The sequence below is a fragment of the Pseudoxanthomonas gei genome, from assembly GCF_010119615.1.
Classification (GTDB): Bacteria; Pseudomonadota; Gammaproteobacteria; order Xanthomonadales; family Xanthomonadaceae; genus Pseudoxanthomonas_A; species Pseudoxanthomonas_A gei.
In genome coordinates this window covers 27,831-49,141 of sequence record NZ_QOVG01000009.1, presented here as the reverse complement: position 1 = coordinate 49,141, position 21,311 = coordinate 27,831, and the positions used below count along the sequence as shown (strand labels likewise).

Sequence of the window (21,311 nt, the reverse complement as noted above, 5' to 3'; positions counted from 1 at the left end):
CTCCATGACCAAGACCGTACTCATCACTGGCGCCACCTCCGGCTTCGGCGCCGCCGCGGTCAGGCGCTTCGCCAACGCCGGCTGGCGCATCGTCGCCACCGGACGCCGGGTCGAACGGCTGCAGCCGCTGGTCGAGGAATATGGCGCCGACACCGTGCATGCGGCCGCCTTCGACATCCGCGACGAGACCGCGCTTGAAGCGGCGTTGTCCGCCCTGCCCGGACGCTTCGCCGACATCGACGTGCTGATCAACAACGCCGGACTGGCCCTGGGCACTGCGCCTGCGCAGACCGCCAGCCTGGCGGACTGGCGCACCATGATCGACACCAACATCACCGCGCTGGTCACCCTGACCCATCGCCTGCTGCCCACGCTGATCGAACGCAAGGGCGTGATCATCAACATGAGTTCGGTGGCGGCCAGCTACCCGTACCCGGGTGGCAACACCTATGGCGGCACCAAGGCCTTCGTGAAGCAGTTTTCGCTGGGCCTGCGCTCGGACCTGCACGGCACCGGCGTGCGCGTGACCAGCATCGAGCCGGGCATGGCCGAAACCGAATTCACCCTGGTGCGCACCCATGGCGACCAGACCGCCTCGGACCGCATGTACGGCGGGGCCGCGCCGATGACCGCCGAGGATATCGCCGAGCAGTTGTTCTACATCGCCACGCTGCCGCCGCACCTCAACATCAACCGGCTGGAGATCATGCCGGTGACGCAATCGTTCTCGCCGTTCCAGGTGGACCGGAAGGCCTGAGCGCGGGTCAGCTGGCGGACGCCTGTGCTTCCGCTGCGCGCCTCGACACCGGCATGCGTGGGCGCAGGCGCAGGAACGGCCGCTCCACAGCGTAATGCAATGCCGCGCCGGCCACGACAGCCGCCGCAGCATAGGCGCAGAACGCCAGTAGCCCCACTCCCTCCAATACATCGCCCCATTGCGCCTGGACCACATGGAACGCGGCCTTGTGCACCAGGTACAGACTGTAGGAAATTGTGGCCAGCCAAGTCGCTCCCGGCACGCGCCCACGCGCGATCACGCTGCGGTGGCCGGCACCGGCGAACACCAGCAAGGCCAGCCCCAGCGACAGCACCGGCCAGCCGATCGCATTGCCAATCAAGCCGGTGCGTTCCTTGAACAGCCACATCGCCGCAGCCACCACTAGCAGGCCGAGCAACAGCGCCGCGTTGGCCCGCGCCTGCACGCGCTCCCAGAGCTGCGGCCGGAATACCTTCACCGTGGCCAGCACTACGCCGGCCAGCAGGCCGTCCAGGCGCGCCCACGTCGGGTAGTAGAGGTCCTCGACAAACCAGTTGCGCTGCATGCCGCCGTTTTCCGCCAGGGCGGTGTCGTGCAGCCAGACCGCACTGCGCAGTGCGATTCCGGCCAGCACCAGCAACAGGCACAGGCTCATGAATTTCGCTGGCGACGGTTTTCGCAGCATCGCCCAGGCCAGCACCGGGAACACCAGGTAGAAATGTTCTTCGACGCACAGCGACCAGGCGTGCGAGAACGCGGCGTTGCTGGCGTAGTCGATCGACAGGTTCAAAGTGAACGTGGCGAACTTCCACCACGGCTCCAGCCCCGGCGCTTCGCGCAACACCGGGAACGCCAGGTACAGCGCCAGCACCACCCAGAACGCGGGCAGGATGCGGAACGCGCGCTTGAGGTAGAAATCCCGGAACGACAAGCGCCCGTCCCGCACGAGCGCCGCCAGCACCTGGGTGCCGATCAGGAAGCCGCTGAGCACGAAGAACAGGTCCACGCCCATCCATCCGTAACGCGACAGCCAGCCGTAGTCCTCGCCCAGGCCGCCGACGAGGAAGGAATGGAACAGCATCACCCAGACGATGGCGATGGCACGCAGGAGGTCCAGGGCGGGGTATTTCACGTGGGTGGGATTTTTTGCAGGAAAAGTAGAGACGAGGCTAGTTCGTATGCGCAGGCAGCCAGGCTCTGGCCCCTCCCCTTGCCCGCACAGCGGGTAGGGGGAGAGCCTGCCCCGGACTTGATCCGGGGTTGGGAGGGGGTGCTCTGCACGAGTTATGGGAAGAACAGCAAGGGCAAGATCAACAGCAACCCCTCCCCCTCAGCCGCTTGAAGCGGCTTCGAGCTCCCCTGCTTCGCAAGGGAGGGGGCCGCAATTTCAGCTCAGCGGCTCGTCGGACAAGTAGGTATACCCGGTCAACCCCGCTTCCAGCGCATCGGCAAGCGCCTTGGATTCTTCCGCCGGCAACCCCGCCTTCGCCACCCGCTCGGCATAGGCCGCCCGCAGATCGGCCAGCGCATAGCCCACGTAATCCAGCATCACGTCGGTGGTATCGCCACTGCGCTGCTGGCTGATGCTGAAGCCGTCGCCATCGCGCTTCACTTCCACCGTGTCGGTGTCGCCGAACAGGTTGTGGATATCGCCGAGGATCTCCTGGTAGGCGCCGACCAGGAAGAAGCCCAGGCGGTAACTCTCGCCGTGGTTCAGCGAATGCAGCGGCAGCGAGGAATCCAGCCCTTCGTTCTCCACGTAGGTCTTGACCATGCCGTCCGAATCGCAGGTCATGTCGCAGATGACGCCGCGGCGCAGTGGCGCCTCGTCCAGGCGCTCGATCGGCAGGATCGGGAACACCTGGTCGATGGCCCACACGTCGGGAATCGATTCGAACACGCTGAAATTGACGAAATACTTGTCGACCAGGCGCTCGTTCAATTCGTCCAGCAGGTCGCGGTGGTTGCGCTCGTCGCTGCTCAGGCGCGCGCGTACCGCGTGGGCGATGGCATAGAACAGGTCGTCGATGCGCGCGCGGTGGGTCAGGTCGATCTGGCCCAGCGCGTACAGCGACAGACCCTCGCTGTGGTGGTGCTGGGCATCGTGGAAAAGTTCCACCGCCGGGCGTGAATCCAGTTCGTCGTGGATCTCGCGCAGGTGCCGGATCACCGCGGGCTCGTCCGCATGCGAGGGCGGCACCCGTCCTTCCGGCGCCTGCTCCACTTCGGACACATTGGCGATCAGCACCGCGTGGTGGGCGGTCATCGCGCGGCCGCATTCGGTGACGATGCGCGGCGGGGTCAGCTTGTGTTCCTCGCAGGCCTCGGCCAGCGGCTGCACGATGTTGCTCGCGTACTGGTTCAGGCCGTAGTTGATCGAGCAGTAGCTGCGCGAACGGGTGCCTTCGTAGTCGATGCCCAGGCCGCCGCCGACATCGACATGGCTGATGTTCGCGCCCAGCTTGGACAGTTCGACGAAATAGCGCGTGGCCTCGCGCATGCCGTTGGCGATGTCGCGCACGTTGGAAATCTGCGAACCCATGTGGAAATGCAGCAGGCCCAGGCAATCCTGCAGGCCGTTGTCGCGCAGCTGTTTCCACAGGTCCAGCACCTGGCGCGGGGAAAGCCCGAACTTGGCCTTGTCGCCGCCGCTGTTCTGCCACTTGCCGGCACCCAGCGAGGCCAGGCGCATGCGCACGCCCAGGCCGGGCTTCACGTCCAGCGCTTTGGCTTCCTCGATCACCAGCGCCAGCTCGGACGGTTTCTCGATGACGATGAAGGTCTGCAGGCCCAGCTTGCGGCCGATCAGGGCCAGGCGGATGTATTCGCGGTCCTTGTAGCCGTTGCACACGATCAGCCCGCCGGGCCGCGACAGAGCCAGCACCGCCATCAGTTCCGGCTTGCTGCCGGCTTCCAGGCCGAAGCCCTCGCCGCTGTGCGAAGCCAGCGTGCCGGCCACGCCGCGATGCTGGTTGACCTTGATCGGATACACCGCCGTGTAGCCGCCGGCATATTCCCATTCCTGCATGGCCTGGCCGAAGGCCGACTGCAGCTTGCCCAGGCGGTCGCCGAGGATGTCCGGGAAGCGCACCAGCAGCGGCATGCGCGCGCCATTGGCACGCGCGCTGTCGACCACCTCCGGAAGCGAGATCGAAGGGCCTGCCGGACCCTGCGGACTGACCACCACGTGTCCGGCCGCATCCACGTCGAAATACCCTTCCGCCCAATGCGGGATGGAATAGGTCTTGCGGGCTTGGTCGAGGGACCAGGTGGTCATGGGCGCAATCCGGCTGGGAAATATCGAGGGACGCGCATTCTAACGTCCTGCATCACATGGGTTCGTTACAATTCGCGGCCGCGCCGCAAGGCAATGGCGGGCGCGACGGGAAGGAACGCGTCGCAACGCGCCAGCAATGGCGAACTGCCGCACCTGCATTGCCGCCCACCCTTGCCCCGGCGGGAGAATCGATCCTCTCGCCCTTCACATCCGGAAACCCCCGCATGACCACCAACGACACCTGGTACATCGAACACTTCCAGCCCACCGGCTCGGCCATCGGCTTCCGCACCACCGGCAAGCTGGACGAAGTGCAGTCGCCGTTCCAGAAGATCGAGATCTACGCCACCACCGACTGGGGCAACCTGATGCTGATCGATGGCGCGGTGATGCTGACCACGCGCGACAATTTCTTCTACCACGAGATGATTTCGCACCCGGCGCTGTACACCCACGCCGATCCCAAGCGCGTGGTGATCATCGGCGGCGGCGACTGCGGCACCCTGCGCGAGGTGCTCAAGCACCAGGGCGTGCAGAGCGCCACCCAGTGCGACATCGACGAGCAGGTCACGCGCATGTCGGAGAAATATTTCCCCGAGCTGTGCGAGAGCAACAGCGACCCGCGCGCCGAACTGCTGTTCGATGATGGCGTGGCCTACATGGCCAACTGCCCGGCCGGCAGCGTGGACGTGGTCATCGTCGACTCCACCGATCCGGTGGGTCCGGCCGAGGGCCTGTTCAACAAGGCGTTCTACGATTCCTGCTTCCGCGCGTTGAAGGACGACGGCATCCTGGTGCAGCAATCCGAGTCGCCGCTGGCCTTGCTGGAACTGATCAAGGAAATGCGCGGCGAGATGCGCAAGGCGGGCTTCACCACCTTCAAGACGTTGCCCTTCCCGCAGCCCTGCTACCCGACCGGCTGGTGGAGCGTGACCCTGGCCCGGAAGTCGGGCAACTTCGATTTCCGCGAAGGCGACGCCAGCAGCAAGACCTTCGAAACGCTGTACTACAGCGCGCACCTGCACACCGGCGCGCTGGTAGCGCCGCCGTTCGTGGCCAAGGCGTTGAGCGAATAACGCCTTCGACCCCATCCGCGCAGCGCCGGGCTTGCCCGGCTGCTCTTGATACGCAAAAAACGATAGACACGGCGTAGGGCGGGCCGCCCGCCATTGCCATCTCTGCGATCGCAATCGAGCTCAAGGCCTGGCCGGACCGGCAGCCGTGCAGGCGCGCTGCACGCCGGCCGGCTGCAATTTGCTACAGGGCGTCCGCATCCAGCTCGCCGGTGCGGATCCGCACCACCCGGTCCAGCGCCGACACGAACACCTTGCCATCGCCGATCTTGCCGGTGCCGGCGGCCTTGACGATGGCTTCCACCACCTTGTCGACCTGGTCGTCGGCTACGGCGATTTCGATCTTCACCTTGGGCAGGAAATCCACGACGTACTCGGCACCGCGATACAGCTCGGTGTGGCCCTTCTGGCGGCCGAAACCCTTCACTTCGGTCACCGTGATGCCGGTGATACCCGCTTCGGCCAGGGCTTCGCGCACGTCGTCCAGCTTGAACGGCTTGATGATGGCCATGATCATTTTCATGCGTCGGTCCCTCCAGGAAGCTGGCCGCAGGATATATCGGTTGCCGGCCGTGCGCTTGCGGGGCCGCCACGCCTCGGGTCCAATGGCCTTCCCGAGGCGCGGCGTGGGATTAACCTGACGCCACGCCGCAACAAGCGCCGATGGCGCGATCACGGCGAGCCGTGCAGGCTGTCCCCCACAGCCGGAGAAAACCACATGATCGACCTCAACCATCTCGATGACCTTGCCCGCCGCCTCAGCGACCTGGTGCCACCTGGCCTGCGCGAGTCGCAGGAAGAGTTGCAGCAGACCTTCAAGAGCACGCTGCAGGCGGGGCTCTCGAAGCTGGACCTGGTGACCCGCGAGGAATTCGATGTGCAACGCGCGGTGCTGCTGCGCACGCGCGAGAAGCTCGAAGCGCTGGAGCGCGCGGTGGGCGCTGCGCTCGAAGCCGAACGCAACCCGCCGCCGCAGCACTAGGCCGCCCCGATGAGCCTGGCGCTGGTGCACAGCCGTGCACGGGCCGGCGTGTCCGCGCCACCGGTCCGGGTGGAAGTACACCTGTCCGGCGGCCTGCCGCAGACCCACATCGTCGGCCTGCCGGAAGCGGCGGTGCGCGAGTCGCGTGACCGCGTGCGCGCCGCCATCCTGTGCGCGCAGTTCGAATTCCCCGCGCGCCGCATCACCGTCAACCTGGCCCCGGCCGACCTGCCCAAGGACGGCGGGCGCTTCGACCTGCCGATCGCATTGGGCATCCTGGCCGCCAGTGGCCAGATCGATCGCAACGCGCTGGGCGAATACGAATTCCTGGGCGAACTGGGACTGACCGGCGAACTGCGCGCGGTCGATGGCATCCTGCCGGCGGCGCTTGCGGCCGCGCGCGCAGGACGCAAGCTGATCGTACCGCTGGGCAGTGGCGCCGAAGCCGCACTGGCGCGCGAAGTCGAGGCCTACACCGCGCGCACCCTGCTGGAAGTCTGCGCGGCATTGAACCGCACGAAGGCGTTGCCCGCCGCCATTGCGCCGCCGCCGCTACCCAGCCTGATTCCGGACATGGCCGATGTGCGCGGCCAGCTGCAGGCCCGCCGCGCACTGGAGGTGGCCGCGGCGGGCAACCATCACCTGTTGTTGCTGGGCACGCCGGGGTGTGGAAAGACGCTGCTCGCCTCGCGCCTGCCCGGCCTGCTGCCAGAAGCAAGCGAGGCCGAGGCACTGGAGACGGCCGCCATCGCCTCGGTCAGCGGGCGCGGGCTGGACCCGGCACGCTGGCGGCAACGACCCTATCGTTCACCGCACCACACCGCCAGCGCGGTGGCGCTGGTCGGTGGCGGCGCCGATCCGCGGCCCGGTGAAATATCGCTCAGCCACAACGGGGTGCTGTTCCTGGATGAGCTGCCGGAGTGGGATCGCAAGGCGTTGGAGGTGCTGCGCGAACCGTTGGAGTCGGGCACGGTCACGGTGTCGCGCGCGGCGCGCAGTTCCGAATTTCCGGCGCGTTTCCAATTGGTCGCGGCCATGAACCCCTGCCCCTGCGGCTGGGCCGGCGATCCTTCGGCGCGCTGTCGTTGCAGTCCGGAGAATGTACGCCGCTACCGCGCCAAGATTTCCGGGCCGTTGATGGATCGCATCGACCTGCATGTCGAAGTGCCGCGCCTGCCGCCGCAGGATCTGCGCCCCGATGCGCCCGCCGGCGAACCCACCCTCCCCATCCGCCTGCGCGTGGAAGCGGCACGCGCCATCCAGCACGCCCGCGCAGGCAAGGCCAACGCGCAGCTGGGCCAGTCTGAAACCATGGCGTTCTGCCGCTTGGGCGAGCGCGACCAGGCGCTGCTGGAACGCGCCATCGAACGCCTGCAGCTGTCGGCGCGTTCCATGCACCGGATCCTGCGCGTGGCCCGCACCATTGCCGACCTGGCCGGCAGCCAGGACATCCAGACCGCGCATCTCACCGAGGCGCTCGGCTACCGCCGCATGGACCGCGGCGCGACCCGCAGCGCAGCCTGACCGACCCCTGCCTTGGGTCACATGCGCGACCCGGCTGAGGCATGCTCCACTGACTTGGCGTTGCGCGCCTGCCGCTGTCCTTGTCGGCATGGCCGCCGGCCCGTCGCCCTTCGCACCTATCCCTTGCACGCATGGAGAAACGCCCGATGCATCGTCATTCGATCACCGCCACGGCACTGCTGCTGTCGCTTTCCATTTCCACCGCCCTGGCCCAGGACCAGGCTGCCGCTGCGCAGCAGGTGGCCGGCACCGAGCTGATTCCGCGCGACCTGCTGTTCGGCAATCCCGAGCGCTCGAGCGTGCTGATCAGTCCCGATGGCAAGACCCTGAGCTGGCTGGCGCCGGTCGACGGCGTCATGAATGTGTGGGTGGCCCCTGCCGCCGATCCCACCCGGGCCAAGGCGGTCACCGCCGACAAGGCGCGCGGCATCCGCAACTATTTCTGGTCCTACCAGCCCGGCGTGCTGCTGTACCTGCGCGACAGCGGTGGCGACGAGGACTTCCATCTCTTCAGTGTCGACGTGGCTTCCGGCAAGGCCACCGACCTGACGCCGTTCCCGAAAACCACCGCCCAGGTGGTCGGGACAAGCCATGCCCATCCCGAATCGATCCTGGTCGGCATGAACGACCGCGACCAGAAGTGGCATGACCTGTATCGCGTGGACCTGGCCAGCGGCAAGCGCACGCTTGTGGAAAAGAACGAGGACGAGATCGGCGGCTATCTGGTCGATGACGGCTACGCGCTGCGCTTCGCCACCAAGTCCCGGCCCGACGGTGGCCAGGAAGTGCTGCAGGCCGATGGCCAGGGCGGCTGGAAGCCCTACGACACGATCCCGTTCGAGGATTCGCAGACCACCATGCCGGTGGGCCTGACCACCGACGGCAAGACCCTGTACTCGCTGGATTCGCGCGGCCGCAATACGGCGGCGCTGTATGCGGTCGACGTGGCCAGCGGCGGCAAGAAGCTGCTGTTCGAAGACAAGCGCGCCGACGCGGGCAACGCGCTGACCGACCCGAAGACCGGGGTGGTCCAGGCGGTCGCGGTGGACTACCTGCGCGAGGAATGGAACCCGCTCGATGCCGGCATCGGCGCGGACCTGAAGAAGCTGCAGGCCCTCGGCCCGGGCGAAGTCGGCGTCAATGCACGCACCTACGACGACAGGACCTGGATCGTGACCTACTCGGCGGCCGAGACGCCGGTGTCCTATTACCGCTACGACCGCGGCGACGGCGGCAAGCTGACCAAGCTGTTCTCCGCGCGTCCGGCCCTGGAGGGCAAACCGCTGGTGCCGCAATGGCCGCAGGAGATCAGGTCGCGCGATGGCCTGAACCTGGTCAGTTACCTCACCCTGCCCCAGGCCGCCGACGCCAACAACGATGGCAAGGCCGATGCGCCGGTACCGATGGTGCTGATGGTGCATGGCGGGCCCTGGGCACGCGACGGCTATGGCTACAGCGGCTATGCGCAGTGGCTGGCCAATCGCGGCTACGCGACCCTGCAGGTCAACTTCCGTGGTTCCACCGGCTTCGGCAAGGAATTCACCAACGCCGGCAACGGTGAGTGGGCAGCCAAGATGCACGATGATCTGCTGGACGCGGTGCAGTGGGCGGTCAAGTCGGGCGTCACCACCCAGGACCAGGTGGCGATCATGGGCGGCAGCTATGGCGGCTACGCCACCCTGGTCGGCGTGACCTTCACTCCGGATGCGTTCAAATGCGGCGTGGACATCGTCGGTCCGTCCAACCTCAACACCCTGCTGAGCACGGTGCCGGCCTACTGGGCCAGCTTCTACGAGCAGCTGGCCAAGCGCATGGGCGACCCGCGCACCGAGGATGGCAAGAAGTGGCTGGTCGAGCGCTCGCCGCTGAGCCGCGCCGACCGGATCACCAAGCCGTTGCTGATCGGCCAGGGCGCCAACGACCCGCGCGTGAAGCAGGCCGAGGCCGACCAGATCGTCAATGCGATGCAGGCCAAGAACATCCCGGTCACCTACGTGCTGTTCCCCGATGAAGGCCATGGCTTTGCGCGGCCGGCCAACAACAAGGCCTTCAATGCGGTCACCGAAGGTTTCCTGGGCCAGTGCCTGGGCGGCCGGGTCGAGCCGATCGGCGATGACTTCGAAGGTTCCAGCATCAGCGTGCCGACCGGCGCCGGCGGAGTGCCCGGACTGGTGGAGGCGTTGAAGACGCACAAGCAGGAGATCAAGAAGTAGTCGTTCGCCACGCATGATTTCCCATCGTCATCCCCGCGACGCCGGGGATGACGACTGGAGAAATCGCACGAAGGAATATCCATGACCACCGCCCACGCCCAATGCCTTTGCGGCGAAGTCAAACTTGAAGCCACGCTGCCCAGCAAGTGGGTCGCGCACTGCCATTGCAGCCTGTGCCGCCGCGCGCATGGGGCGGCGTTCGTGACCTGGGTGGGCATGGAAGCGGCCCGCTGCGTGATCGATGATCCGGCGCAGCGACTGCGCTGGTACCAATCCACGCCAGGCGCCGAACGCGGCTTCTGCAGCCATTGCGGCACCATGATGCTGTTCCGGTCGCCACGCTGGCCCGGTGAACTGCATATCGCCCTGGCCCACTTCACCACCCCGCTCGACCGCGCGCCGCAGGTGCATGCGCACTGGGATGACCACGTGCCCTGGGCCAGTATCGATCCGGACGACGGCCTTCCCAGGAAGCCATAGCGCCGGGCTTGCCGGACTCGCTCTTTGCGGCGCCGAGCTGGGCCTGCGCGTTGGGGTCCTGGGAATTCAACAGCCGCCGGGCAAGCTCGGCTCTACAGGGGCGGCGGCGTCAGGAGGCTTCCCCGGTGCGCCAGATTTCCCCGGCCGGATCCAGTTCCATGGTCACCATTTCGTCGCCGCGCCAGCCGAAGCCGCAGATGGCCAGTGCGCCGTTGCTGGCGTGATCCAGACCGAAGGCCTGCTCCAGCGGCACTTCGTTGATGGCGCAGGTGATGTAGGCGGCCAGCCCGGCCTCGGTCGCGGCCAGGTACAACGTCTGCGAGAGGTGTCCCGCTTCCAGCGTGATGGCGCGGTGGGCCTTGGCGTGGTTGCGGTACTTCCAGAACGAGCGGTCGTAGCGTGGGGCCAGCAACACCATGGCGTGGGCATTGGCGAACCAGTGCTGCTCGGCTACGGCGGCCATCGCCAGTGCGTGCAGGGGCCGGTCCGGCGCCGGCAGCGGCTCCAGTGCATGGGCGACCGGATGGTAGTGGTACAGGCCGGGCGCCAGGCCGGCCACGTTCTGCACGATCAGGTAGGCCTCGATCGGATGCAGGCCGCCGCCGGAAGGGCTGGTCTTCTTGAGGAAGACGGTGTCGTCGCTGACGCGCACCTGCGACTGGGCGGAAAACACGCGCTCCATAAGTTGCGCGAACAAACCATGCGGCAGCGGCGTGCCGGCGTCGAAATTGCGGCAGGTGGCGCGCCGCGCAAGCAGTTGGTCGAAGTCGTTGCGCGCTGCACGCGGCAAACGGATGCGCTGGTCGTGCCCGCCGATTTCCGGCGCCTCCACCGGGGGTGCGCCCAGGACCTGGCGCAATTCGCCGGCGGTTTCGGTGCCGGTGTCCTGCATGGCCTGCACCGCATCGGCCTCGTGCCAGCGGGTGAAGGCATGCAGGGTCGCGGCCAGCGGATGCCAGTACACGCCACGCAGGCGTTCGTCGCGAGCGCGCGGGGCGGCGTGGCGCTTGCCGGCCCCGATGACGAGGCCTGTTTTCAACAGACGTTTGATCGCCAAGGCCGACGCACCGGCCAGCTCACTGCTGTCGATCCATTCGTCGGGGCTCAATGCGCCGAGCAGTTCGCGTTCGTCGGCATCCACTTCTATTTCTTCGCCTAGATGCGGGGCCAGGGCCAGCCAGCGACGCTCGCGACGCATCCCATTGCCGCCAGCAAGCAGGATGTCCAGGTCGAACTCGACCTGCTCGCGCGGCTCCAGGTACAGCACCTTGCAACGACGCACCCGCATGGTGCTTCCCCACTGATATCGACGCGCAACCCTACGGTTGTTTAGCGACGCGGACAAGGCTAGATTGCGATCCGACAGGCCTGCAACGGGCCCTGGCTAGGGGAACAACATGGCAACGAAGAAGACCGGCGCGTCGGGGAAGGCCGCGCCTCTGGATCCGAAGGTCGCGGGCAAGCTGATGGACAAGCTGAGCACGGACAACGAGTTTCGCCGGCTGTTCAAGAACGATCCCGGCGCCGCGCTCCTGCAGGCGGGGCACAAACTACCTAAAGGCGATGCCGAGGCGGCGGCCCGCTTCGAGCAGTGGTGCGGTTGCGCGCGCGTCCAGAACATCGCGCCCAAGAGCGAAATAATCAAGGCGCGACAGGAAATCCTGGCCAATCTGACCGCCGGCCTGGGACATCAGCCGATTCAGTTGAACGCATCGACCGCCGTACGCCGCACGCGCAAGTGATCGGGCAGCGTGGCAAGCGGCCAACGGCGGTCGAATGCCTGCAACTGCTCGCGCGCTTCCCCGGCCCGGCCCTGCCTTGCCAATAGCTCGGCAACCGACAATTTGCCCAGGGTGGTGTCCACCACGTTGAGGGGCTGCTGGCACCAGCCACAGCCCTGCTCAACATAGGCACGGCCACGGTGGGAGCCCAGCCAGTCGGCCTGCGTGCTGGCCTCGTCGACCTTGCCGGCGGCGAGATACGCGGACAGCAATAGCGCGCGGGCCTGATACGGCGGATTGCCTGCAAGCAGCTCCTTCAGCTGCGCGATCGCAAGGTCCGGTTTCTTGTCGAGCAGCGCCTCGCCCGCACGCAATACCTCGAGCAGTTCCGATACCGGCGCCACCTTGCGAAGTCCAGGCTGTTTGTCGAGGGCCTGCAGGACGCGCCGTGAGCGTGCGCGGTCACCCATGCGTTGCGCCAGCAGGGCGCCGGAGATAGCGACGTAGGCGTCAGCGACCGCATCGCTGTTGCTGCGGGGCGCTTCCACGCTGGCGAGGGCAGACTTGAATAGCTCATCCAGCGTCTGCAATGCCTGCTGCCGGTTTCCGCCGAACCATTCGCTTACCGCCAATGGGTAAAGCGCACTGCGTGCCGCCACGGTGCCCGGCTGCGGATACGTACTCAGCAACTTCGCCTCGCGGATGGCGGCCTGCCAATCGCCCTGGTCCAGGTACAAGCTGACCCTGTCGAAGCGCACCCCGGTATCCCTGGCCACGCGCACCCGTTGCCACGCCTTTTCCGCCTCGGTGAATCTGCCCTGCGCGGCGTAGATCATGACCTTGCGTATCGCGGCGGCCTTTACGCCTTGCGCCAATGCGATGGTTTGCGCACGCTCGGATTCCGCGTAGCGTTCGTTCGCCAGCAGGAAATCACCAAGCAGGCGCTGCGTTTGGGCATAGGCCGGGTTCTTGGTGGAATTGGCACGCTGTACCGCGACCAGCCCGTCCGCGTAGCGGTTGCGTTCGATCATGATGTAACCGACGTTCATGGCCGCGGGAAAGTCGTCGGGATACAGGTTGGCCATCTGTTCCCACTTGCCAAGTTCCTCGGCAGGCGCGTCGATGCGTGCCGTCCACGCGTCCACATACAATTGATCGCGCGCCGTGAGCCTGCTCCGCAATGCCTGGGCGCGATGAAGATGCGAAATGCCGGCTGATTCATTGTTGTTGGCGTTTTCAACCCGCAGCAATGCGATTTCAGCCAAGGCGAACCCGGGATCCAGTGCGACGGCATGCCTGTAGTAGCCGCCTGCCTGGGCGTACTCGCTGCGCGCGAAGGACTTCTGACCCAACGCAAAGGATCGAAGCGCATCCAGATTGGCCGACGTGACCTGCGGCAGGGGCGCGGAATTCTTCTCGACCGAGGCCAGCGCCTCTCCCAGCTTTCCACGCAGCATCGCCGTTACCTTGTCGATGGAGCCCAGCGTTGAGCCGACACCCAGTCCATCGGCCGACTCCGCATACACCGTGGTCTGCGTGTGCGGATCAATGACCTCGGCGCTGAAGCGCACCCGTCCACCCACTTCCGACACCGTTGGCAGGATCACCGCGCGCACCCCATCGCGCAACGCGATCTCCGAGGCCACCGCGCGATCGATCAACGTCCCCGGCTTGCGCTGCATGCGCGCCAGGGTGTCGCGCGACTTCATGTCACTCAGCACGTTGACGTAACGCGACTGTTCCAGGCTGATGCGGAATGCCTGCGACAGCGAATCGTCCAGCACCTTCTCGCCAGTGAGGTTGCGCAGGTCGCCGACCACCACCCAGTCGCGTTCGGCGAAGGCGATGGCCGGCTGCGGCTTGGTCAGGAACCATGCGCCCACGCCCAGCCCGACCACCAGCACCAGTTCGGCCGCCAGGGCCGCCGGACGCCGCCACAACGGCGTGTCGCGCCAGGCCTTGGGGATGTTGGGCGGCGCACGCAGGGGCGCCAGCCCGACCTCGCCGACCTCGTAGATCTCCTGCGGCTGCGGCACGCCCTTGAAACGCCAGCGGCCATAGGATTTCCACAGCAGGTTGCGACCCCGTTCGCCCAGCTCGCGGGCGGCGCGATGGGTGAGCGACTCGGCCACTGCCGACAGCAGGATCTGGCCGGGGCGCGCGAGCGTCATCAGCCGTGCGGCCATCGGCTTGGCCAGGCCCTCGACTTCCAGCGGCTTGGCCCCGACCTGCACCGCGGCGTCACTGTTCTTCCAGGTCAGCACTTCGCCGACATGCAGGCCGGCGCGCGCCTGCAGCTCCAGTCCGCGCGCCTTGCCGATGTCGTGCAGCCCGCGGGTGTAATCCAGGGCAAAGCCCAGTCCGTCGATCGGGCGTTCGAACAGCAGCAGCAGGCCGTCGGAGCGATCGATCAGGCGGCCGCGCCAGGCCTGTTGCAGCTTCAGCACCAGGCGGTCGTGTTCGCGGAACAGTTCCGAGGCCGGCGTGTCCCCCAGCCGCTCGACCAGGCCGGTCGAGTCAACCAGGTCGGTCAGCAGCAGCGTACGCAGCTGCGGGCCATCGGACGAGGTGCGGGCCATGTCGTTCATCCGTGTCCCGCCCTGTCCGTCAGTCCTGCCACTCGACGCGATTGCCGCCCAGGCTCTTGGCGCGGTACAGCGCCTTGTCGGCCTGCGCGTACCAGTCGTTCCAGTCGCGCGCCGGATCCATCAGGCAGGCGCCGACGCTCAGCGTGGAAATCAGCGGCGGCGACGGCTGCATCTGCTGCAGCGCATGCGCGGTGCTGACCACGAAGTCGGCATAGCGCAGCATCTCGTCGCGGTGCTGGGCCCGCAGCAGCAGGCAGAATTCGTCGCCGCCCAGGCGGCAGGCGAAATCCTGCGAACCGGCCAGCGAGCGCAGGATGTTGGACACGCTCTGCAGCACGCGATCGCCGATCAGGTGCCCGTGCACGTCGTTGACGTCCTTGAAGCGGTCGCAATCGATCAGCAGCAGGCCATAGCCGCGGAAGCCGCCGTTGAGCCGGCCCTCTTCCAAGTAGGTCGCCAGGCCGCGCCGGTTGTACAGGCCAGTGAGTTCGTCGGTGCGATTGAGTTCCTCGCTCTGGTTGAGCCGGTGCGAGGTGACCCGCAGGCTGTCCAGCGCGGTCTGCAACTCCTGGTTGCGCCGGCGCAGGCGATGGATCAGACCCTGTTCGTTGGAGACCACGCGCATGATGGCGCGGCGCAGGAAATGCGAGACCAGCCCCGCGTCGCGGTCGACCAGCACCTGGAATTCGGTATTGCGCAATTCCAGCAACACGCCGTCGGCCAACACGGTGGCCGACGCACTGCGCGCGTGGTCGCCGATCAGCAGGCCCAGCTCGCCGAAGAATTCACGCGGGCCCAGCTGTTTGTCGCTGAGGTCGTCGCCGAAATCCAGCGCCACGGCGCCCTGCAGGATGACGAACATGCTGGTGCCCACGTCGCCACGCACGAACAGCTTCTCGCCCGCCGTCACCGGGCGCGCCTGGCCCACCACGGCGAACAGCTCGCACTCGGCCGCCGACAGAATCGCCGTGGCCGGATCGTTGGGCAGTTCGTCTGTCGTGGCAAGCGCCGGCGCATAGCCAGCGACCCGCGATACGGTCTCCGAATTCATTGCAGGCCCCAGGTCGCGAAGCGGCAGGATAGCACCACCCCCACACCACAAAGACGCAGGCCGCAGTCCGGTTGCCCGGGCTGCGGCCTGCTGTGCACGCGTCCTGTCCCGGTCGGGGTCAGGCGGCCTTGTCACCGTGGAACTGCTCTTCCTCGGTCGAGCCCTTCAGCGCCGTGGTCGAGGACTGGCCCTGCTGGATCGCCTGGGTCACCGCGTCGAAATAACCGGTGCCCACTTCGCGCTGGTGCTTGACCGCGGTGAAGCCGCGATCGGCGGCCGCGAACTCGGCTTCCTGCAGTTCGACGAACGCACTCATCTGCCGGCGCGCATAGCCATGGGCCAGGTTGAACATGGAGTAGTTCAGCGCATGGAAACCGGCCAGGGTGATGAACTGGAACTTGTACCCGTACTTGGCGATCTCGGTCTGGAACCTGGCGATGGTGGCGTCGTCCAGGTTCTTCTTCCAGTTGAAGGAAGGCGAGCAGTTGTAGGCCAGCAGCTTGCCGGGGAACTTGGCGTGGATGGCTTCGGCGAACTTGCGCGCGAACTCCAGGTCCGGCTTGCCGGTCTCGCACCACACCAGGTCGGCGTAGGGCGCGTAGGCCAGGCCGCGGCTGATGGCCTGGTCCAGGCCATTGTTGGTCTTGTAGAAACCCTCGACGGTGCGCTCGCCGGTGATGAACGACTTGTCGTTGTCGTCGATGTCGCTGGTCAGCAGGTCGGCGGCTTCGGCGTCGGTGCGCGCGACCAGCAGGGTCGGCACGCCCATCACGTCGGCGGCCAGGCGCGCGGCGTTCAACTTCTCGATGGCTTCACGCGTCGGCACCAGCACTTTGCCGCCCATGTGGCCGCACTTCTTGACCGCGGCCAGCTGGTCTTCGAAATGCACGCCGGCCGCGCCGGCCTCGATCATCGCCTTCATCAGTTCGAACGCGTTCAACACGCCACCGAAACCGGCTTCGGCGTCGGCCACGATCGGCTGCAGGTAGTCGACGCTGTCATCGCCCTCGGCATGGTTGAGCTGGTCGGCGCGCAGCAGGGTGTTGTTGATGCGCTTGACCACCGCCGGCACCGAGTCGGCCGGGTACAGCGACTGGTCCGGATACATCTGCCCGGCCAGGTTGGCGTCGGCGGCGACCTGCCAGCCGGACAGGTAGATGGCTTTCAGGCCGGCTTTGACCTGCTGCATGGCCTGGTTGCCGGTCAGCGCGCCCAGCGCGTTGACGAAATCTTCGGTCTGCAGGTAGCCCCACAGCTTCTCGGCGCCCAGGCGGGCGATGGAATGCTCCACGTGCACGGTGCCGCGCAGGCGGACCACGTCGGCGGCGGTGTAGTTGCGGGTGATGCCGGCCCAGCGCGGATTGTTGTCCCACTCGTTCTGGATCTGTTCGGCGGTCTGCAGTGTGCTCATGGTCGTTCTCTTCTATGGTCAAAGGGTGGGGTGTCGCAAGAGCGGTCAATCGAGGTATTCGTAAGCCGGCAGGGTCAGGAACTCGGCCAGCTCGTCGTCGTGGCTGAGCTTGTCGAGCAGGGCGATGGCCTGCGGGATGCGGCCGCCGCCGGGAATCGCGCGGGTGTCGCCCAGTCGCCCCGGCAGGTTCAACAGCGCGCGTTCCAGCAGGGCGAAGTCGATCAGGGTGCCGTCGGCCAGATGCAGGTTGTCCGAATGCAGCCACTGCCAGAGCTGGGTGCGCGAGATCTCGGCGGTGGCCGCATCCTCCATCAGCCAGTGGATGGGCACGCAGCCATTGCCGTCCAGCCACGCGGCCAGGTAACGCACGCACACTTCCACGCTGCCTTCGAAACCGGCGCCGGTGATGGTGCCCAGCGAAGGCCGGGTCAGGTCCTCGCGGGTGGCGGTGACATCCTCGCGCAACAACGCGTGCTGGTTCGCCGCAGGCATGTACTGGTCGAACAGTGCGCGCGCCACCGGAATCAGGGCCGGGTGCGCGACCCAGGTGCCGTCATGGCCGGCACTGACTTCGCGCAGCTTGTCCGCACGCACGCGCGCCATGGCCTGCTCGTTGGCGGCCTCGTCGCCGCTGATCGGGATCTGCGCGGCCATGCCGCCCATCGCGTGGGCGCCGCGCTGGTGGCAGGTCTGGATCAGCAGTTCCGAATAGGCCTTCAGGAACGGCTGGGTCATGGTCAGCTGGCCGCGCTCGGGCAGGACCTTGTCGCGGTGGCGGCGGAAGGTCTTGATGTAGGAAAAGATGTAGTCCCAGCGTCCGCAATTCAGGCCGACGATGCGGCTGCGCAGCGCGTGCAGGATCTCGTGCATCTCGAACGCCGCCGGCAGCGTCTCGATCAGCACGGTGACCTTCATCTGTCCCTGGGGAAGGCCGAGCGTGGCTTCGATGTGCGACAGCGCCGTCTCCCACAGCGCCGCCTCTTCCATCGACTGCAGCTTGGGCAGGTAGAAGTACGGGCCGCGGTCCTTGGCGGCCAGCGCCTTGGCGTTGTGGAAGGCGAACAGGGCCAGGTCGAACAGGCCGCCGGCGATCGGCGTGCCATCGATCAACAGGTGCTTCTCGTCCAGGTGCCAGCCACGCGGCCGCACGATCAGCACCGCCTGCTCCTCGAAAGGCTTCAGTGCGTACTGCTTGCCGGGCGCGCCGGTCGCGGAGACCGGGGCGGTGAATTGCAGGGTGCCGGCGACCGCGCCGATCAGGGACTGCTGGCCGTCGATCAGGTTGGCCCAGGTCGGCGAGGTGGAATCCTCGAAGTCGGCCATGAACACCTTGGCGCCGGAGTTCAATGCATTGATGACCATCTTGGCGTCGACCGGGCCGGTGATCTCCACCCGGCGGTCCAGCAGCGCGGCCGGCAGAGGCGCGACCTTCCAGTCGCCCTCGCGGATGCCGCGGGTGTCTTCGCGGAAGTCCGGGAGGCCGCCGCCATCGAAGAAGGCCTGGCGCTGCTTGCGGGCGGCCAGGCGAGCCTGGCGCTGGGGCTCGACCAGGCGGTGCAGCGAGGCCAGCAGCTCAAGCGCGGCGGGAGTGAGCACGGCGTCCTGCCCGGGGATATGGGCGGTGACCTCGATCCCGGACTGGGGGTTCTCGGACTGGGCGAAGACTGCGGACATGGGGCGCTCCTTACTGGGTCTAGCTGGGCCCGTAACGTGCTCCTGCCCCAACTATTTGACAACACAGTTTTATCAATGCATTTAATAAGCTCAGCTTATATGAGACGTTCACGTGACTGACAAGCCAATCGCAACCCCGCGATTTTCCTACAAATCCGACCGCCTCAAGCCGCTCAGGGCGTTCTGCCAGACGGTACGCCTGGGGTCGGTTTCGCGGGCCTCCGAGGCCCTGTATGTCAGCCAGCCGGCCATTACCCTGCAGTTGCAGGCGCTGGAACGGGAGCTGGGCGTTGGCCTGTTCGAACGCAGCGGGCGGCGGCTGACCCCGACCCGCGAGGGTCAGCTGCTGTACGAACTGGCCCAGCCGCTGGTGGAAAGCCTGGACGGGCTGGGCAGCAGCTTCCGCGAAAAGGTCCGCGGCCTGGACGCCGGCGAGCTCAACATCGCCGCCAACAGCTCCACCATCCTGTACCTGCTGCCGAAGATCGTCGAGCACTTCCGCAGCCAGCACCCGGACGTGCGCCTGACCCTGCACAACGCGGTCAGCGCCGACGGCACCGAGTTGCTGCGTACCGATGCGGTGGACCTGGCGGTGGGCTCGATGCTGGACGTGCCGGCCGACCTCAGCTACGAGCCGGTGTATCGCTTCGAACCACTGCTGATCGCCCCACCCGGGCATCCGCTGATCACCCAGCGCACCCTCAAGCTCGAGGACCTGTCCGCCTACGGCCTGATCCTGCCGCCCAAGCGGCTGGTGACCTACCGGCTGGTCGACCTGGTGTTCCAGCAGCACCGCGTGCCCTATACGGTGGCCCTGGAAGTCGGCGGCTGGGAAGTGATCAAGCAGTACGTGGCCATGGGCATGGGCATTTCCATCATCACCTCGATCTGCCTGACCGACGCCGACCGCGACCGCCTCGCCTCGCGCTCGCTGAGCCAGTGGTTCCCGACCCGCAGCTACGGGGTGGTGGTGCGCAAAGGTAAATACCTGTCACCGCAGGCGCGCGCCTTCATCGAGCTGATCCAGCCGGACCTCTTCATCCGCGCCCATGACCAGACCGGGCATTCGGAACGCTAGCAGGCCGGCGCGCGCCACTCGCGTGATCGGCAGGCCGCCTGGCGGTCAGGTGCTGCCGGAAACCACGACATGGCGGGCCAGGGTCTTGAATCGCACGCCGTCCTCCTGCACGACGGTGACCGTCACGTGGCCGGTCTTGCTGGTCTTGATGTCGGTCACCCGGCCGGCCTTGCCCGCATGGGTGCCGCCCACCACGGTGCAAGGCATGCCGTCTGCAAGTTGCGCCACCGGCTTGGGTGTCATTGTCTTCTCCCTTGCCATGCCACGGGGCTACTAGCGAAGTACATGCGGATTGGTCTCGAACTTTTCCAGCCGCTCGCTGCGGAACGTGAAGCGAAGCTGCAGCGCGACGGGGTGGCCGGATGTGCCACCGCTTGAGCCGGGATCATCGGCCAGGCACTCGGCCACCGGCGGCGCGATCGATGAGTGGAAGCACTCCAGCGCCATGCCGTGCGTGGCCAGGATGGCATCCACCGCCACCTTCGCCGAGCCCGGGGGCAGGTCACGGGCCACGCTTTCATTCCAGAACCTTGCCCGCTCCTCCAGGTTGCTGCGCTTGAACATGCCGTCGAACAGGCCGGTGAAACCCAGCATCCATACTCCGAACAGCACCAGCACCAGGTAAGCAATCGCCTTTCCCATTCACTGCTCCTGCGCTAGGCAGGCTGCCGGCTTTCAGACTCCAGCAGGCGGCCTCGGCCTGGACAACTTTCTGGCAGCGGCCGGCACGCCTGCGTCCCGCAGATCGCCGTACCGGTGCTTGCGCTGTTCCGTATATTGCCACCACGGCCGGGGCGGATTTCCCTCCAGGAAGTCGGTGACCGACATGAAGACGTCCAGCACGCAGGGATCATGCCGCGAGCCGGAGAGACGGCACAGCCTGTCGTAGAGTGCCCGCGGATCGGCGCCCGCCAGTTCGCGCGGATGGGTGAAGCCAAGCCGCACGAAGTCGCCGGCCGATGCCGGACCGATATTGGGAAGGTCGGTAAAGCGTTCAAGTTTTTCCCGCACCACCTTGTCTGGATTCACGGCCGCCAGCGCCTTGAGAGGGCCGACCCCGGGCGGGGTTCGGCCTGGAAGCACGGACGGGTCCGGCCAGGAATGCAGGCGGCCGGGCGGACCAGCCACGCCGACACAAAGAAGCGGGACAGTTGCAGGAGTTCTTGCATGGCGCTCATCCAGCCTCGCGCCGGCCGGCTTCCTGCATCTCCGGGGTGTCCTTGCAGACAGCGCAGTGACGGCCTTGCCGCGCCTGCAGGAAACGCGACACGGTGAACACCGTGGCCGAGATCGCACCCCAGATCGCGCCCTGCAACGCGGCATCTGGCAGTGCGTGGCCTCTCAGCAGCTGCGCCGCACAAATGACCAGGAACGCGCCGCCCACGACGGTGAAGAAACGCCTGATCCAGAAACCGTTGCCCATGGAGCTTCCCTTGTGAGTGCTGACGCCTGGTCCACGCCGACCCGCAACGGAGCGGGGGG

20 protein-coding genes are annotated in these 21,311 nt (G+C 66.7%); 8 read left to right on the top strand and 12 right to left on the bottom strand.

Going from position 1 to position 21,311, the window contains the following annotated elements; all coding sequences use genetic code 11:
• The first annotated feature begins 4 nt into the window (after window positions 1-4).
• Entirely contained in the window at window positions 5-757 is a 753-nt protein-coding gene (locus DT603_RS13075; RefSeq protein ID WP_162350421.1) for an SDR family NAD(P)-dependent oxidoreductase, read from the top strand.
• Between the two features lie 7 nt (window positions 758-764).
• Here the strand turns inward: DT603_RS13075 and DT603_RS13070 are convergent, their stop codons facing one another.
• Together DT603_RS13070 and speA are read right to left on the bottom strand one after the other, a co-directional pair.
• Window positions 765-1,889: an acyltransferase family protein gene (locus tag DT603_RS13070; RefSeq protein ID WP_162350419.1), complete on the bottom strand. Its 1,125-nt coding sequence runs from the start codon at window positions 1,887-1,889 to the stop codon at window positions 765-767.
• 255 nt (window positions 1,890-2,144) lie between these two features.
• Window positions 2,145-4,034 (bottom strand): arginine decarboxylase, encoded by a 1,890-nt coding sequence (gene speA / locus DT603_RS13065; RefSeq protein ID WP_162350417.1) that lies wholly within the window; start codon window positions 4,032-4,034, stop codon window positions 2,145-2,147.
• A 224-nt stretch (window positions 4,035-4,258) separates the two neighbouring features.
• Between speA and speE the strand changes: the two genes are divergently transcribed.
• Complete coding sequence (gene speE, locus DT603_RS13060) at window positions 4,259-5,110, top strand: polyamine aminopropyltransferase (RefSeq protein ID WP_162350415.1); 852 nt, start codon at window positions 4,259-4,261, stop codon at window positions 5,108-5,110.
• Window positions 5,111-5,291: 181 nt separating this feature from the next.
• Here the strand turns inward: speE and glnK are convergent, their stop codons facing one another.
• Complete coding sequence (glnK, locus tag DT603_RS13055) at window positions 5,292-5,630, bottom strand: P-II family nitrogen regulator (protein WP_162350413.1); 339 nt, start codon at window positions 5,628-5,630, stop codon at window positions 5,292-5,294.
• A 195-nt stretch (window positions 5,631-5,825) separates the two neighbouring features.
• Between glnK and ubiK the strand changes: the two genes are divergently transcribed.
• The 4 genes from ubiK to DT603_RS13035 all read left to right on the top strand — a co-directional run bounded on the left by ubiK (window position 5,826) and on the right by DT603_RS13035 (window position 10,306).
• A complete protein-coding gene (gene ubiK, locus DT603_RS13050) occupies window positions 5,826-6,089 on the top strand; it encodes a ubiquinone biosynthesis accessory factor UbiK (protein ID WP_162350403.1) in 264 nt (87 codons plus the stop codon).
• Between the two features lie 9 nt (window positions 6,090-6,098).
• On the top strand, window positions 6,099-7,613 hold the full coding sequence (locus DT603_RS13045; RefSeq protein ID WP_162350401.1) for a YifB family Mg chelatase-like AAA ATPase: 1,515 nt from the start codon (window positions 6,099-6,101) through the stop codon (window positions 7,611-7,613).
• 146 nt (window positions 7,614-7,759) lie between these two features.
• On the top strand, window positions 7,760-9,826 hold the full coding sequence (locus tag DT603_RS13040; protein WP_162350399.1) for a S9 family peptidase: 2,067 nt from the start codon (window positions 7,760-7,762) through the stop codon (window positions 9,824-9,826).
• Between the two features lie 81 nt (window positions 9,827-9,907).
• The gene (locus tag DT603_RS13035; RefSeq protein WP_162350397.1) at window positions 9,908-10,306 is read left to right on the top strand and encodes a GFA family protein; all 399 of its coding nucleotides are present in this window, start codon (window positions 9,908-9,910) and stop codon (window positions 10,304-10,306) included.
• Between the two features lie 109 nt (window positions 10,307-10,415).
• Here the strand turns inward: DT603_RS13035 and DT603_RS13030 are convergent, their stop codons facing one another.
• Window positions 10,416-11,594, bottom strand: a complete 1,179-nt coding sequence (locus DT603_RS13030) for a putative peptide maturation dehydrogenase (protein WP_162350395.1) — start codon at window positions 11,592-11,594, stop codon at window positions 10,416-10,418.
• Between the two features lie 109 nt (window positions 11,595-11,703).
• Between DT603_RS13030 and DT603_RS13025 the strand changes: the two genes are divergently transcribed.
• Entirely contained in the window at window positions 11,704-12,048 is a 345-nt protein-coding gene (locus DT603_RS13025) for an NHLP-related RiPP peptide (protein ID WP_162350393.1), read from the top strand.
• On the opposite strand, the gene DT603_RS13020 is transcribed toward DT603_RS13025, so the two are convergent.
• The 4 genes from DT603_RS13020 to aceB form a co-directional block, all read right to left on the bottom strand.
• The gene (locus tag DT603_RS13020; RefSeq protein WP_162350391.1) at window positions 12,006-14,615 is read right to left on the bottom strand and encodes a putative peptide modification system cyclase; all 2,610 of its coding nucleotides are present in this window, start codon (window positions 14,613-14,615) and stop codon (window positions 12,006-12,008) included. The genes DT603_RS13025 and DT603_RS13020 overlap by 43 nt on opposite strands.
• A 19-nt stretch (window positions 14,616-14,634) precedes the next feature.
• Window positions 14,635-15,666 carry a GGDEF domain-containing protein gene (locus DT603_RS13015; RefSeq protein WP_162350390.1) on the bottom strand — a complete coding sequence of 344 codons (1,032 nt, stop codon included), beginning with the start codon at window positions 15,664-15,666 and terminating at the stop codon, window positions 14,635-14,637.
• A 118-nt stretch (window positions 15,667-15,784) separates the two neighbouring features.
• Complete coding sequence (gene aceA / locus DT603_RS13010; protein WP_162350388.1) at window positions 15,785-17,077, bottom strand: isocitrate lyase; 1,293 nt, start codon at window positions 17,075-17,077, stop codon at window positions 15,785-15,787.
• Between the two features lie 45 nt (window positions 17,078-17,122).
• Complete coding sequence (aceB, locus tag DT603_RS13005) at window positions 17,123-18,751, bottom strand: malate synthase A (protein WP_162350386.1); 1,629 nt, start codon at window positions 18,749-18,751, stop codon at window positions 17,123-17,125.
• Between the two features lie 112 nt (window positions 18,752-18,863).
• Between aceB and DT603_RS13000 the strand changes: the two genes are divergently transcribed.
• Window positions 18,864-19,829, top strand: a complete 966-nt coding sequence (locus tag DT603_RS13000; protein ID WP_162350384.1) for a LysR substrate-binding domain-containing protein — start codon at window positions 18,864-18,866, stop codon at window positions 19,827-19,829.
• Window positions 19,830-19,874: 45 nt separating this feature from the next.
• Here DT603_RS13000 and DT603_RS12995 read toward each other — a convergent pair whose 3' ends face one another.
• The 4 genes from DT603_RS12995 to DT603_RS16095 all read right to left on the bottom strand — a co-directional run bounded on the left by DT603_RS12995 (window position 19,875) and on the right by DT603_RS16095 (window position 21,252).
• Window positions 19,875-20,072, bottom strand: coding sequence for an RNA-binding protein (locus DT603_RS12995; RefSeq protein WP_162350383.1), 198 nt, complete (start codon window positions 20,070-20,072; stop codon window positions 19,875-19,877).
• A 30-nt stretch (window positions 20,073-20,102) separates the two neighbouring features.
• Window positions 20,103-20,471 (bottom strand): hypothetical protein, encoded by a 369-nt coding sequence (locus DT603_RS12990; RefSeq protein ID WP_162350381.1) that lies wholly within the window; start codon window positions 20,469-20,471, stop codon window positions 20,103-20,105.
• A gap of 33 nt (window positions 20,472-20,504) precedes the next feature.
• Entirely contained in the window at window positions 20,505-20,858 is a 354-nt protein-coding gene (locus DT603_RS16100) for a helix-hairpin-helix domain-containing protein (RefSeq protein WP_162350379.1), read from the bottom strand.
• A gap of 145 nt (window positions 20,859-21,003) precedes the next feature.
• Window positions 21,004-21,252 (bottom strand): hypothetical protein, encoded by a 249-nt coding sequence (locus DT603_RS16095; RefSeq protein ID WP_162350377.1) that lies wholly within the window; start codon window positions 21,250-21,252, stop codon window positions 21,004-21,006.
• Window positions 21,253-21,311: the final 59 nt, after the last annotated feature.

Coding starts and splice junctions, on each gene's coding strand:
- aceB (WP_162350386.1), bottom strand. CDS start 18,751: ATGTCCGCAGTCTTCGCCCAGTCCGAGAACCCCCAGTCCGGGATCGAG.
- DT603_RS13045 (WP_162350401.1), top strand. CDS start 6,099: ATGAGCCTGGCGCTGGTGCACAGCCGTGCACGGGCCGGCGTGTCCGCG.
- DT603_RS13015 (WP_162350390.1), bottom strand. CDS start 15,666: ATGAATTCGGAGACCGTATCGCGGGTCGCTGGCTATGCGCCGGCGCTT.
- DT603_RS12990 (WP_162350381.1), bottom strand. CDS start 20,471: ATGGGAAAGGCGATTGCTTACCTGGTGCTGGTGCTGTTCGGAGTATGG.
- glnK (WP_162350413.1), bottom strand. CDS start 5,630: ATGAAAATGATCATGGCCATCATCAAGCCGTTCAAGCTGGACGACGTG.
- DT603_RS12995 (WP_162350383.1), bottom strand. CDS start 20,072: ATGACACCCAAGCCGGTGGCGCAACTTGCAGACGGCATGCCTTGCACC.
- DT603_RS13040 (WP_162350399.1), top strand. CDS start 7,760: ATGCATCGTCATTCGATCACCGCCACGGCACTGCTGCTGTCGCTTTCC.
- DT603_RS16095 (WP_162350377.1), bottom strand. CDS start 21,252: ATGGGCAACGGTTTCTGGATCAGGCGTTTCTTCACCGTCGTGGGCGGC.
- DT603_RS13075 (WP_162350421.1), top strand. CDS start 5: ATGACCAAGACCGTACTCATCACTGGCGCCACCTCCGGCTTCGGCGCC.
- DT603_RS13020 (WP_162350391.1), bottom strand. CDS start 14,615: ATGAACGACATGGCCCGCACCTCGTCCGATGGCCCGCAGCTGCGTACG.
- DT603_RS13035 (WP_162350397.1), top strand. CDS start 9,908: ATGACCACCGCCCACGCCCAATGCCTTTGCGGCGAAGTCAAACTTGAA.
- DT603_RS13025 (WP_162350393.1), top strand. CDS start 11,704: ATGGCAACGAAGAAGACCGGCGCGTCGGGGAAGGCCGCGCCTCTGGAT.
- ubiK (WP_162350403.1), top strand. CDS start 5,826: ATGATCGACCTCAACCATCTCGATGACCTTGCCCGCCGCCTCAGCGAC.
- speA (WP_162350417.1), bottom strand. CDS start 4,034: ATGACCACCTGGTCCCTCGACCAAGCCCGCAAGACCTATTCCATCCCG.
- aceA (WP_162350388.1), bottom strand. CDS start 17,077: ATGAGCACACTGCAGACCGCCGAACAGATCCAGAACGAGTGGGACAAC.
- DT603_RS13030 (WP_162350395.1), bottom strand. CDS start 11,594: ATGCGGGTGCGTCGTTGCAAGGTGCTGTACCTGGAGCCGCGCGAGCAG.
- speE (WP_162350415.1), top strand. CDS start 4,259: ATGACCACCAACGACACCTGGTACATCGAACACTTCCAGCCCACCGGC.